Origin of the sequence: Streptomyces sp. NPDC059852 (assembly GCF_042731455.1) — a bacterium.
In the GTDB taxonomy this organism is placed as follows: domain Bacteria; phylum Actinomycetota; class Actinomycetes; order Streptomycetales; family Streptomycetaceae; genus Streptomyces.
In genome coordinates, this window is sequence record NZ_JBHWJK010000004.1 from 294,425 (window position 1) to 307,760 (window position 13,336).

The window sequence follows — 13,336 nt, forward strand, 5'->3', positions numbered from 1 at the left end:
GCTCTACGGCAGGGGCTGTGCCGCCCAGATGACCTTGCCCGCCGGCAGGTAGCGGGTGCCCCAGCGCTCCGCCAGCTGAGCCACCAGGAACAGGCCCCGGCCGCCCTCGTCCGTCATCGCCGCGTACCGCAGATGAGGCGAGGTGCTGCTGCTGTCGAAGACCTCGCAGATCAGGCTGCGGTCGCGCAGCATCCGCACCCGGATCGGCTCCCCGCCGTACCGGATCGCGTTGGTCACCAGTTCACTGAGGATGAGTTCCGTGGCGAACGTCAGCTCGCCCAGCCCCCACTCCTCCAGGGTCCGGGTCACCGCCGCCCGCACCCGTGCCACGGCCGCCGGGTCCGACGGCACGTCCCACTCGGCGACCCGGTCCGACCCGAGCTCCCGCGTACGGGCCACGATCAGCGCGATGTCGTCGTTCTGCCGGTCCGCCAGCCGCGCCTCCAGCACCGCCCGGCAGGTCTCGTCGGGGGTCCGCCCGGCGCCCGCCAGGGCCTCCCGGAGCAGTTCGAGGCCCTCGTCGATGTCGTGCTCGCGGTCCTCCACCAGCCCGTCGGTGTACAGCACGAGGCGGCTGTCCGGCGCGAGGTCGAGCTCCGCCGTCTCGAACGGCAGCCCGCCGAGCCCCAGCGGCGGCCCCGTCGGCACGTCCGGGAACTCCACCGAGCCGTCCGGACGGACCACGGCCGGCGGCGGATGCCCGGCCCGGGCGATCGTGCACCGCCGCGACACCGGGTCGTAGACCGCGTACAGGCAGGTCGCCCCGGTCACCGGGGCCGTGTCGGCGTCCTCCGCCTCGTCCTGGTCGATCCGGGCCACCAGCTCGTCCAGCAGCCCGAGCAGCTCGTCGGGCGGCAGGTCCAGGGCCGAGAAGTTGTGCACCGCCGTGCGCAGCCGGCCCATCGTGGCCGCCGCGTGCAGACCGTGCCCGACGACGTCCCCGACCACCAGCGCGACCCGGGTCCCGGACAGCGGCAGCACGTCGAACCAGTCGCCGCCCACCCCCGCCTGCGCCGGCAGATAGCGGTAGGCGACGTCCAGCGCGCTCTGCTCCGGCAGCCGGCGCGGCAGCAGACTGCGCTGCAGCGTCACCGCCATACCGTGCTCACGCGTGTACCGGCGGGCGTTGTCGATGGAGACGGCGGCCCGGGCGACCAGCTCCTCGGCGAGCGCCAGCTCCTCCGAGTCGAACGGCGGCGACTTGCGCGACCGCCAGAAGCTCACCACGCCCAGGACCAGCGAACCCGCCCGCAGCGGCACCGTGATCAGCGAGTGGATGCCGAACTCCATCACCTGCGCCGACCGCTCCAGGTCCTGCGCGCGCCAGCCCCGCGCCTCGTCCAGCCGCGGCTCGACCACGGCCTGCGCGCCCTTGAGCGCCCGGGCCTGCGGCGAGGACTCCACGAACCGGATCTGCCGGCCCGCCGGGTACAGCGGCGCGTCCTCGCGCACCCCGCTGAGCGCGCACCGCCGCACGACGGTCGTCGCCTCCGGCTGCCCGCCGTCCAGCACCGCGTCGAACAGGTCGACGGTCGCGTAGTCCGCGAACCGGGGCACGGCGAGCTCCGCCAGTTCCTCCGCGGTCCGGGCCACGTCCAGGGAGGTGCCGATGCCGACCCCGGCGTCGTACAGCATGTCCAGACGCTCGCGGGCCTCCTCCGCCCGGCCCGACAGGGCCCGCAGCTCCGTCGAGTCGCGGACGGTGGTCACACTGCCGGACGGGCGGCCGCGCAGATGCGTGGGCCGCTGGTTGACCGCCAGCAGACGGTCCTTGACCAGGTGCACCTCGTCCGTGGCCGTCCGCCCCGAGTGCAGCAGCTCCGCGGTCTCGGGGGCGAGCCCCAGGTCGAGGACCCGGCGTCCCTGCGCGTCCCCGGGCAGGTCGAGCAGCCGGTGCGCCTCGTCGTTGGCGAGCAGCAGCCGGCCCTCGTCGCCGACGATGACGACGCCCTCGCGCACCGCGTGCAGCACGGCGTCGTGGTGCTCGTACATGCGGGTCATCTCGTCCGGCCCCAGGCCGTGGGTCTGCCGCAGCAACCGCCGGCTGACCAGGGCCGTGCCCGCCGTGGACAGGAGCAGCGCGGCGGCCGCCGCGCTCAGCACCAGCGGCAGCTGCCGGTCTGCGGTGCCGCCCACGGTGTCCGTGGTGATCCCCGCCGAGACCAGCCCCACCACCCGGCCGGCCGGGTCCTCGACGGGCACCACGGCCTGCACGAGGGGGCCGATCGTCCCCGTGATCTCCTCGACCACGACGCCACCGGCCCGCGCCGGCTCCAGGGTGCCGACGAACGTCTTGCCGATGCGGTCCGGCTTGGGGTGCGTGTAGCGCAGCCCGTCGGTGTTCATGACGACGATGAAGTCCACGCCCGTCGCCTTGCGGGCCGCCTCGGCCCTCGGCTGCAGGACGGCGGTCGGATCGGGGTCGTCCAGCGCCTCCCGGGTGCCCGGCGCGTTCGCGAACGCCTCGGCGACCGCCACCGAGCGCTTACGGGCCTCCTGCGTGCTGTCGTACCGCACCTGCAGCACCAGCGCGACCACCGCCGCGACGACCAGCAGGAGCACGATCACGACCTGCAGGACGAACACCTGACCGGCCAGACTGCGCCCGCCGACCGTCGACCGCACCGCGGAGAACCACCCCCGGCGCCGCCCTCGCTCCACCGCCGGGGCGGGCCCGCGTCCGGACGCGACAGCGGTGGGGCCGGGCGCCGTAGCGGCGCGCCGACCGTCGGGACGACGGGCCGACCGGGCCCCCGAGCGACCCTGTAGTCGGACCATGTGCCATGTCTACACTGCCGCGCCCCGGGAGGCGAGACCCCCCTACATCGGCCGAAGCGGCCTGGAACGCCGGGTCGCGAGCAGCAGGGCGATGTCGTCCGGGCGGTCCGCCGTGTGCCGGGCCGACGCCGTGAGCCGGTCGGCCATGGACGACAGCGAGCGCCCGCCCGGACGTCCGCCCGGCGCACCGGCCCGGGCCAGCGCCACCCGCAGCGCGCTGATCCCCACGTCGATGTCGACGCCGGGCCGCTCCACGAGCCCGTCGGTGTACAGCGCGAGCACGGCCCCCGGCTCCACGCGCAGGTTCGTCACCGGGTACCGGGCCTGCGGATCCACGCCCAGGACCACCCCGCCGGGCAGGTCGAGCACCTGCGTACGGCCGTCGGGCCCGCGCAGCAGCGGCCGCGGATGTCCGGCCACCGCCGCGTGCGCGAGCCCGGTCGCCGGGTCGAGCCGGATGTAGCAGCAGCTGGCGAACAGCCCGGCGTCGAGGTCGATGAGCAGGTGGTTGGTGCCGCTCATGACCTCGTCGGGCGGCCGGTCGCCGAGCGCGAAGGCGCGGACGGCGCTGCGCAGCTGGCCCATCGTGGCGGCCGCCTGCACGCCGTGCCCCTGCACATCGCCGATGACCAGCGCCATCCCGTCCCCGGCGGCCACGACGTCGTACCAGTCGCCGCCCACCTCCATGCCCTGCGTGCCGGGCAGATAGCGGCCGGTGGTCTCCATCAGCGGGTGCTGCGACAGCCGCCGGGGCAGCAGCGCCTGCTGCAGGCCCCGGGCGAGGGCCGCCTCGCTCTCGTAGCGCTGCGCCTTCTCCATGGCGTGGGCGATCAGCCCGGCCAGCGCGGTCAGGACCGTGCGTTCCTCGTTGCTGAAGCCGCGCGGCCGGTCGAAGCCCAGGATGCAGGAGCCGACCGGGCGCCCCGAGGCGATCAGCGGCAGGAAGGCGCGGGAGCCCTCCTCCGCGTCCAGGGCGATCCCCGGATAGGCGTCGGCGAGCTGCCCCATCGATTCGAAGAACAGGGGGCGGCCACTGGTCAGGGTCTCCACGCCGGGCAGCCGCTCGTCCATCCCCACCCCCTCGAACGGCGCGAGGAATCCCTTGGGGAAGCCCGTCTCCCACGCCAGATACAGATGCCGCTCCTGCAGCAGGTAGATCGCCAGCCGATTGCCGCCGAAGGCGGGCAGCAGTTCCCGCATCACCACGGCGGACACCTGACGGGCGGTGACGGCCTCGGTCAGGGCGATGGCGAGGATGATGGGGCGGTACAGCGGGGAGAGGGAGCCGGTCCCCGGGGGCTGGGGGGCGGCCTGTGCCTCCGAGGGCCCGGGGGCGTCCGCCACCCGGTGCCCCAGCCGGACCGTGCAGGTCAGGAAGTCGGCGCCCGGATAGACGGAGAGGGCCAGCCAGTCGCCCGAGAACGGGTGCGGGGGACGCTCGCGCCCCTGCCCGGACGGTCTTCGGACATGGAAGTGCACCGGGTCGGGGGACAGCAGCGCACCGCGCAGATGGTCCTCCAGCGTCGGCTGGTTCAGCCAGGGCACGCCCTCCCACAGCGTGCGTCCCAACAGATCGGTGCGTGGCCGGCGCAGCAGCCGCGCCGCGTGCGGGTTGGCGTAGACGACATGGCCCAGCCGGTCCAGGCACAGCACGCCGTCCGGCAGCAGGTCGGCGGCCGCGTCCGCCACCGAGTCCGGCCCCGGGTCGAGGACGACGCCCCGCACCGCAGGCGGCGCCGCGGAGCCCCGTGCGTCCGTGTGCGGCCCCCACACCTCGACGAGCCGGGGCGCGCCGTGCGGAGCGCGGACGTACAGCGGCAACGCCGGCGACCGCCCCCCGGCGGCCTCGCGCAGCACCGCCAGGACCCGCTCGGCGTCGGCAGGGGCGACGGCCGCCGCGAACGACTCGACCGTGACGGGCTCGCCCTCGGGCGGCACGCCCAGCACGCCGTTCAGCCACGCGTCCGCCGTGACCTCACCGGTCTCCGGCCGCCAGCTGAAGCGCCCGACGTGCCCGGAGGGCCGGCGTGTGGCCGGCGGGCGCACACACAGCGGGCCGCCGTCCCAGGCGACCGTGTCCGGGACCTGGCCGTCCAGCTTCTCCAGCGCCGCCCCCAGCTCCCCGGCCAGCTGTCCCAGACGTTCCCGCACCGGCATCAGTTCGGTGGCGTCCGTCGTCGAGGGCCGCAGCACCGTCAGGACACCGAAGACCTGCGACGCCCCGGCCACGGGTACGGACAGGGAGCCGAACTGGAACGGCAGGGCCGCCGCGAACTGGGGGTAGCGCCGCATCGTCTCCGTCGCGTTCGGCAGGGCCACCTCGACGCCGAGCCGGAAGGAGTCGGCCACCGGGAAGGGCCGGTCGGCGTGCACCCGCCACCACGGCCGGAACAGCGGACCCGGCAGTCCCTCCAGGACCGCGAGACGCAGCAGCCCGGGCGTGCGGGAACGCAGATAGACCCCGGCAGCGTGGCCGCCGGACGCGCTGATCGCCTGTGCCGAGACATCGATCAGCAGTGCCGCCAGCCTGCCGGACCTCCGCTTTGCGCTCTCGGCGCTCCCAGTCATCGGTCCTACCTCGTCCGTACGCATCGCGCGTGCGACACAGCAAGAATGCGCCAGGACGCACCTCGTCCGCACCTGGGCGGCAGGGCCCGGCCACGGCGGCCGTATGGATCGCAAGACGTCACATGCGCGGGGCGAGTACCCCGGACCGCGCCCGGCCAAGCCCCTCCGCCCCCGATCCGGCCGGCGGCCCGCCGGTCTCCGGTCCGGCGCGTGACGCGGCGGGCGACCGGGCACATCAGCAGAAGGGGGCCGACGGCGGGGGAGCGGCCGTCGTCCGCCGTACGCCGTCCGGGCCCGGCCCGCCACCGGAGCGGCCCCGCACAGCCAGGAGAGCGACGATGGAGTACTACGACCTCGGCACCCACACCCGCCCCGTGACCACGTCCTGCGCACCGGCCCAGCTCTGGTTCGACCGCGGCCTGAACTGGACGTACGCCTTCCACCACGAGGAGGCCGTCGCCTGCTTCGAGGCCGCCGCCGAGGCCGACCCCGACTGCGCCATGGCCTACTGGGGGATCGCCTACGCCCTCGGCCCGAACTACAACAAGCCCTGGGAGGCCTTCGACGACAAGGACCTCGCCGGCACCGTCGAGCGCACCCACGCCGCCGTCGAACGCGCCCACGAGAAGGCCGCTACGGCCACACCGGTCGAACAGGCCCTGATCTCCGCGCTGCGCGCTCGCTACCCCCAGAGCCGGGCCCTGCCGGACTGCTCCGTCTGGAACGCCCCGTACGCCGAGCGGATGCGCGCCGTCCACGACCTCGCCCCCGACGACCTGGACGTCGCCACGCTCTACGCCGACGCCCTGATGAACCTCACCCCCTGGCAGCTGTGGGACCTCAGGACCGGACAGCCGGCCGAGGGCGCGCGCACCCGCGAGGCCAAGGAGGTCCTGGAACGGGCGCTCGCCGACCCGCGGGGCCGCGACCACCCGGGCCTGGTCCACCTGTACATCCACCTCATGGAGATGTCCCCGACGCCCGAGCGGGCCCTGACCGTCGCCGACCGGCTGCGCCACCTGGTGCCCGACGCCGGGCACCTGCTGCACATGCCCTCCCACCTCGAGGTGCTGTGCGGCGACTACCGGCGAGTGGTCTCGGACAACACGGCGGCGATCGCGGCCGACGAGAAGTACCGCGCGCGGGCGGGATCGATGAACTTCTACACGCTGTACCGGTCGCACAACTACCACTTCAAGATCTACGGGGCGATGTTCCTCGGGCAGAGCGAGGTGGCGCTCGACACCGTGACGCGGCTCGAGGCGTCCATCCCCGAGGACCTGCTGAGGGTGCAGAGCCCGCCGATGGCCGACTGGCTGGAGGGCTTCCTCGCCATGCGCGTCCACGCCCTGATCCGCTTCGGCCGCTGGGACGACATCCTCGCCCTTCCGCTGCCCGCCGACCCCGCGCTGTACTGCGTCACCACCGCGATGACCCACTACGCGCGCGGCGTCGCCCTCTCCTCGACGCACCGCGTGCCGGAGGCCGAGGAGGAGCGGAGGCGCTTCCACGAGGCGGTGGCCCGGGTGCCCGGCACCCGCATGCTCTTCAACAACACCTGCGCCGACATCCTCGAGATCGCCGGTGCGATGCTCGACGGCGAGCTGGAGTACCGCAAGGGCGACCACGACGCCGCGTTCGCCGCGCTGGAACGCTCCATCGAACTCGACGACAACCTCCCCTACGACGAGCCCTGGGGCTGGATGCAGCCGACCCGGCACGCCTACGGCGCCCTCCTGCTCGAGCAGGGCCGGGTCGCCGAGGCCGAGGCGGTCTACCGCGCCGACCTGGGCCTCGACGACACCCTGCCGCGCCCCTGCCGGCACCCGGACAACGTCTGGTCCCTGCACGGCCTGCACGAGTGCCTGACGCGCCTCGGCCGGACCGCGGAGGCGCACATGGTGGCCCAGCGCCTGCGGCTCGCCGCCGCCCTGGCCGACGTACCCGTGGAGGCGTCCTGCTACTGCCGGCTCGAGAAGGGAGACGCGGACACCGGGGACGCCTGCTGCTCCGGATGAGTGGCACTCCTGGTACAACCCTTCGGTCCCCTCGAACGTCTTGGCTGTGAACCGGCGTTCCGCGCCTCGGTTCCCCCCGTCACCGACGTTCGATCAGAGGACCTCATGTTCCCCACCGCCCCCGGGCTTCGTGTGCACCGCAGGACCGCCGGTGCGCTGGGTGCCGTCGCCCTGCTGGCCGTGTGCGCGGCACCCGCCGCCGCGGACGACCCCGCCCCCGCCCCCGGACTGGTCCTGGAGAAGATCGCCCCGGTCGACGGGGTGCGGCCCGGCAGCACGTTCACGGTGCCCGGCCGCTTCTGGTACACCGGCACCCAGGCGCTCGACAAGGTGTGGATCACGTACACCGTGAGTCATGGACTGTCCCTGAGTGACGTGCCCTCGAACTGCCGTGCCTTCAAGACCTGGGGCTACGACGAGATCCCGACCGGCGCCATGGCGCTGTGCGAGTTCGATCAGCAGGTGAAGCCCGGCGTCGCCTACGCGCCCGAGGGCGGCCTGAAGATCGGCGCCATGGACCGGGCGCTGTACGAGCGCCTCGACGTCTCCGTCACCGACTACGAGGCCTACCCCGGTGACGAGGCCACCTCGGGCCCCATGCCGGGGACGGGCCCGGCCCTCCGGCTGGTCGAGCAGCCGGACGTCCCGGCGCAGGAGCCCGGCACGCCCGTCGCCGAGGACGCGCACTTCAAGCGGACAGCCGTGACGGCGGCGAACACCGCGGACTTCCAGGCGCTGGACCAGGCGATGAAGGGCCGGGTCGGGGACACCGTGGACCTCAAGGTCGGGTTCCGCAACGCCGGTCCCGCCTGGGTGCAGGTGTACCGGGACGGTGTCCCGCTCGCCGAGGTCGAGGTCGAGCTGCCCGCCGGCACCACGGCGACGAAGCACCCGAACTGCGAGAAGGTGTCCGCCCGGACCTATCGGTGCCCCTTCGACCTGGTGTGGGCCGACGAGGACCAGCAGTACGCGCGTACCTTCAAGGTGCGGATCGACAAGGCCGTCGACGGGGCCAAGGGGTCGGTGGCCCTGGTCGGCAAGCTCGGGGAGTGGGACACCGAGCACACCAACGACAAGGCCCCCATCACGCTCCAGGTGACCGGGGGCGACTCCACCGGTGGCGGCTCGTCGTCCGGTGGGGGCTCCTCCTCGGGTGGCGGCAGCGGCTCCACCGGCGGCTCCTCCTCCACGGGCGGGTCCGGCACCGGCGGCACCGGCACCGGCTCCGCCACCGGTGGCTCGACGACCGGCGGAGCGGACAGCGGCGTCTCCGGGGACCTGGCCGCCACCGGCTCCGGTTCGGCCCTGCCGATCGCCGGGGCCGCTGCCGCCGCCGTGGGCGCCGGCGCGGCCGCCGTCCTGGTGGTGCGCCGCCGCCGTACCTCGCGCGGCTGAACCGCCCTGAGCGCGGGCCGGGTTCAGGGGAGCTCGGCCCGTGCGGGCATGTCGTCGAGGAAGCCGCCCGACTGGTGCTGCCAGAGCCGCGCGTAGGTGCCGTCCATCGTGATCAGCTCCTCGTGGGAGCCCTGTTCGACGATCCGCCCGCGGTCGAGGACGACCAGCCGGTCCATCCCGGCGACCGTGCTCAGCCGGTGCGCCACGACCAGCGCGGTGCGCCCCTCCATGAGCCGCCACAGCGCCTCCTGGACGAGGATCTCGCTCTCCGAGTCCAGGGCGCTGGTCGCCTCGTCGAGCAGCAGGATCGGCGCGTCCCGCAGGATCGCGCGGGCCAGGGCGACCCGCTGGCGCTGACCTCCGGACAGCTTGATCCCGCGCTCGCCGACCATCGTGTCGAAGCCGTGCGGCAGCGCGTCGACGAACTCGGTGACATGCGCCGCCTCGGCCGCGCGGCGGATCTCCGCGTCACTGGCGCCGGGCCGGGCGAAGGCGATGTTGTCGCGCAGGGTGCGGTGGAACATCGCCGGGTCCTGCGGCACGTACGCCATCAGGCTCCGCAGGTCGGCCTGGCGCATCCGGCTGATGTCCCGGCCGCCGACGAGGACGCGGCCGCCGTCGACGTCCGTCATCCGCAGCAGCAGCCGGGTGAGCGTGGTCTTGCCCCCACCCGACCGGCCCACCAGGCCGACCCGGGACCCGGCGGGCACCTCCAGGTCGAGACCGTCGAACAGCGGGCGGCCGCCGCGGTGGGCGAAGGTGACCTTCTCGAAGCGGACGTCCAGGGGACCGCACGGCGCGGGCTCCGGCACGGGCGGGTCCAGCACGGTCGCCGGCGTCAGCAGCAGCTCGGTGAACTGGGCCGCCTCCGTCATGGAGTTCTCCAGCCGGCGGTAGATCTGGTTGAACTCGAACATGATCCGGGTGGCGTTGCTGTAGTAGGTGAACGCGACGACCACGGCCTCCACGCCGTGCTCGCCGCCGCCCAGCGTCACCGCCAGCAGCAGGCCCAGCGCGTTGGTCAGCACCGACATCGGCGCGACCAGGGTGTCGATGCGCAGATTGCCGTAGTCCCAGGACCGCAGCGTCAGCCGGCGGGAGGTCGCCACGCGGGAGCGGTGCTCGGCGGCCTCCCGCTCCTCGGCGGCGAAGGCGCGCACGGTGTCCATGTTCATGAGGCTGTCGGAGACATGGCCGGCCACCCGCGCGATCGCCTCCTCGCGCTGGTCGACGAGAGCCTGCCGGCGCCGGACGAGCGGCACCACGCAGACCGCCGTGACCGAGATCATCACCAGCAGGCCGACGACGAGCAGCGGTTCGTACCGCCAGAGCACCACGGCACCGAAGAGCAGCGGCACGAGACTGCCCATGACCTGGAACGTGAGCGTGTCGACGAACTGCTCGAAGCGGGTGGCGAAGCTCAGCACCCGCTTGGTGAGCGAGCCGGCGAAGTTGTCGTGGAAGAACGAGGCGTCCCGGGCGAGCAGTTCGTCCATCCCGAGCACGTAGAGGTGCTCGATGCCGAGGGCGTCCAGCCGGTTCAGGCAGTGCAGGGCGATCCGCCACAGCGTCTCCGCGAGCAGCAGGACGGCGATGAATCCGAGGACGTACGGCAGTGTCGAGGAGACGGTGACCTGCCCGCCGCCGGCGATGTCGCCGACGAGCTTGGCCACGATGAGCGGAGCGATGTAGTTGATGCCGATGTTGCCGAGGGAGGTCAGCAGCATCGCCGGGGCCGTCAGCCACTTGAGGCGGACGAGTTCCCGGCCGTAGTGGCGCAGTGCGAGCAGAACCGAGCGTTTGCCCGGCAGGGTCCTGCGGGTCTCAGGCGTTCCCATCCCACCCCTGTACGGTTCGGGCGACTACGTTGAGTCACGGCGTGAGTACGGCAGTCTCCCGCGCCGACACCCGCTCCGTCCAAGGCTTTTCCGGTCGTCGAACGCGCCCTGTGAGTTTGTGATCAATGAAGGACCACGGCTTCCCACTACCGTCAGTAACATGATCCACTTGCTTCCCGGGTGTTTCACGCGGTCCTCCCGGCGTCCCGCGGCGTCCGCCCGTGCGCCCCCCGACCCACCGACCACTTCGTCAACCACTTCCGAGGACATCGATGTCATCTCCCGAAGAGGCGCTGCAGCAGGCGCGCGCCGACTACGAGCAGCACATGCGGACCTGTCGGCAGTGCAACGTCGGCACGGCCCCGTGCGCTGTCGCCAAGCACCTGCTGCGTCTGTACAACAACGCACGCCGGGGCACCCTTCGGCGCTGAGCCCCACCCGAGTGCCGTGGGAACGGCGAGGGGCGCGCGGGCGCGAGCGGAAGCCCGCGGGCGCGCCCAGCGTGTGACCGGGCCCCGGAGCGCTTCAACACGCCCGGCGGGACCTCACTTCAGGACCGTCTCCCAGGTGTCCACCGCGTAGTGGACACCCAGGCCGTGCCGGGCGTACAGCGCGGGGGCGCCGGTCGCGTTGGCGGTGTCCACTCCGAGTCCGACCGTGTCCCGCCCCCGGGCGGCGAACACGGCGAACGCGTGCCGCAGCAGCAGGCCGCCCAGGCCCCGCCCCCGTGCCTCGCGCCGCACCCCGATGCTGCGGATCCAGCCCATCGCCTCCCGGTCGTCGCGGGCGAGCAGGAACCCGGCGTCGCCCAGGTCGTCGGTCTCGGCGATCCAGACGAGGGACCAGTCGAGCAGGTCGGCGTCGATGTCGTTGAGCCACTGCTCGTAGGAGCGCGGCTGGAAGTCGAAGTGCTCGGCGAACGTCGACTGGTGCAGAGCGTGCACCCGCGCCCGGTCCGCCTCGTCGGCGCAGGCGCGCAGCCGCACACCGGGCGGTACGGACGGAGCCGTGTCGCTTGCCGCGTCGAGCGGGCGCCGCAGTACGTGGTAGCGGCGCACGACGTGCCAGCCGCGCCGCTCCAACAGCCCCTTGTCGGTGGTGGGTTCGGCGTTGAGATGCAGATGCACCACCGCCCGGCCCGCCCCGTTCTCCCTCGCCTTGCCCAGCGCCCGCGCTTCCATCGCGTCCAGCAGCAGCTCACCCGCCCGCCGGTGCTCCGGGAGCACGTAGTGGTCGACGTCGATGCGCTCGCCACCCGACTCGTCCCACAACAGGCCGTAGGCGACGAGGCGTTCCCCGTCGAACGCCAGCCACGAGTCGGTGCCGAGCGTGATGTCGGGCCGCTTCAGGTCGGATTCGACGGTGTGCAGGTCGGTCTCGGGCCGGCCTATCTCGATCCGGTCGATCTCATTGAGCAGGTCGGTCACGGCGGCCGCGTCGTCGAGGCCGGCCGGGCGAAGTACGTAAGGCATGGGCCAAGGGTCCGGGGAGGCGGGGGATCGCCGCAACGGAATTACGGCGGACCCGCCGCCCTGACCTGAGGGCAGGCGCAACCGAACGCGCGCCGCGATCGTCTTTTTGAACATGTTCACCGCAACCGGCCCCGTGGGCGCCCCCCTGCGCCACCTGCTCGACTTCGCGTGGATACAGACGCGGTCGTGCGCCTTCGCCATCGCCCTGATGTCCGGCGTCGCCGCGTCCGGCCTCCTGCACGGACTCCCCGTCGCCCGCTACGACCTGCTCGTGGTCTACGGGGTGCTGCTCACCCTGCTGTTCTGGCTGCGGGGCTGGGAGAACGGCCGGGACGTCGCCGTCATCGCGGTCTGCCACGTGGTCGGCCTCGCCTTCGAGATCGTCAAGGTCTCCCTCGGCTCCTGGAGCTACCCGGAGCCCGCCGTGCTGAAGTTCGCCGGCGTCCCGCTGTACGGCGGCTTCCTGTACGCCGCGGTCGGCAGCTACGTCTGCCGGGCCTGGCGCCTGTTCGACATGGAACTGGTCCGCTACCGGCCCCGGATGACGGCCCTCGTGGCCGCCGCCGTGTACGTCAACTTCTTCACCCACCACTGGCTGCCCGACGTCCGCTGGCTGCTCGCCGTGCTTCTGCTGGCCGTGACCGCGGGCACCTCGGTGCGCTACACGGTGCGCGGGCGGCGCCTGCGGATGCCGCTGGCCCTGGCGTTCGTCCTCATCGGGTTCTTCCTGTGGGTCGCGGAGAACCTCGCCACCTACCTCGGCGCCTGGCGCTACCCCTACCAGCTCGACGGCTGGCAGCCGGTCGGCGTCGAGAAGTTCGGCGCCTGGTCGCTGCTGATCAGTGTCACGTTCGTCCTCGCGGCGGTCGCCCGCTCACGTCGGCCCCACCCCTAGCGGAAGGGGGGCGGGGCCCACGCCCCGCCCCGACGGCTCACGCGCCCTTGGGCGCCGCCTGCTGCACGACCTCGAACGACCACAGCGTCGAACCGGACGCCGCCGGCTTCGGGCGCTCGCCGCCCTCCTGCCCGCCTCCCTGGTGGGCCGCCTTCATCGGGCCCTCCATCCACGCCTGGAAGGACTCCTCGTCCCGCCAGCGCGTGTACACGAGGTAGCTGTCGGTGCCCTCGACCGGCCGCAGCAGCTCGAACCACTCGAACCCGTCGGAGTTCTCCACGGCGTGCGCCCGCGAGGCGAACCGCTTCTCCAGCACCTCCCGCTGCTCGGCGGGTACGCTCAACACGTTGATTTTCACGATGCTAGGCACAT

General features: G+C 73.2%; 9 protein-coding genes. 4 read left to right on the forward strand and 5 right to left on the reverse strand.

Features of this window, described 5'->3' with window-relative positions; translation table 11 throughout:
* Positions 1-3 precede the first annotated feature (3 nt).
* Both ACFV46_RS07555 and ACFV46_RS07560 read right to left on the reverse strand, forming a co-directional pair.
* Positions 4-2,778 (reverse strand): SpoIIE family protein phosphatase, encoded by a 2,775-nt coding sequence (locus tag ACFV46_RS07555; protein ID WP_385497350.1) that lies wholly within the window; start codon positions 2,776-2,778, stop codon positions 4-6.
* 42 nt (positions 2,779-2,820) lie between these two features.
* Positions 2,821-5,346: a SpoIIE family protein phosphatase gene (locus ACFV46_RS07560; protein WP_385497351.1), complete on the reverse strand. Its 2,526-nt coding sequence runs from the start codon at positions 5,344-5,346 to the stop codon at positions 2,821-2,823.
* A gap of 338 nt (positions 5,347-5,684) precedes the next feature.
* Here ACFV46_RS07560 and ACFV46_RS07565 point away from each other — a divergent pair, with 338 nt between their 5' ends.
* Both ACFV46_RS07565 and ACFV46_RS07570 read left to right on the forward strand, forming a co-directional pair.
* Complete coding sequence (locus ACFV46_RS07565; RefSeq protein WP_385497352.1) at positions 5,685-7,364, forward strand: tetratricopeptide repeat protein; 1,680 nt, start codon at positions 5,685-5,687, stop codon at positions 7,362-7,364.
* Between the two features lie 105 nt (positions 7,365-7,469).
* Positions 7,470-8,759: a hypothetical protein gene (locus tag ACFV46_RS07570; protein ID WP_385497354.1), complete on the forward strand. Its 1,290-nt coding sequence runs from the start codon at positions 7,470-7,472 to the stop codon at positions 8,757-8,759.
* A gap of 23 nt (positions 8,760-8,782) precedes the next feature.
* Here ACFV46_RS07570 and ACFV46_RS07575 read toward each other — a convergent pair whose 3' ends face one another.
* Positions 8,783-10,597: an ABC transporter ATP-binding protein gene (locus ACFV46_RS07575; RefSeq protein ID WP_385497355.1), complete on the reverse strand. Its 1,815-nt coding sequence runs from the start codon at positions 10,595-10,597 to the stop codon at positions 8,783-8,785.
* Between the two features lie 272 nt (positions 10,598-10,869).
* On the opposite strand from ACFV46_RS07575, the gene ACFV46_RS07580 reads away from it, so the two are divergent.
* Entirely contained in the window at positions 10,870-11,028 is a 159-nt protein-coding gene (locus ACFV46_RS07580; protein WP_192806035.1) for a hypothetical protein, read from the forward strand.
* A gap of 114 nt (positions 11,029-11,142) precedes the next feature.
* On the opposite strand, the gene ACFV46_RS07585 is transcribed toward ACFV46_RS07580, so the two are convergent.
* On the reverse strand, positions 11,143-12,069 hold the full coding sequence (locus ACFV46_RS07585; protein ID WP_385497356.1) for a GNAT family N-acetyltransferase: 927 nt from the start codon (positions 12,067-12,069) through the stop codon (positions 11,143-11,145).
* A gap of 112 nt (positions 12,070-12,181) precedes the next feature.
* Here ACFV46_RS07585 and ACFV46_RS07590 point away from each other — a divergent pair, with 112 nt between their 5' ends.
* Positions 12,182-12,964 (forward strand): DUF817 domain-containing protein, encoded by a 783-nt coding sequence (locus ACFV46_RS07590; RefSeq protein ID WP_361933097.1) that lies wholly within the window; start codon positions 12,182-12,184, stop codon positions 12,962-12,964.
* 37 nt (positions 12,965-13,001) lie between these two features.
* Here the strand turns inward: ACFV46_RS07590 and ACFV46_RS07595 are convergent, their stop codons facing one another.
* A complete protein-coding gene (locus tag ACFV46_RS07595) occupies positions 13,002-13,334 on the reverse strand; it encodes an antibiotic biosynthesis monooxygenase family protein (RefSeq protein ID WP_376726076.1) in 333 nt (110 codons plus the stop codon).
* Positions 13,335-13,336 lie beyond the last annotated feature (2 nt).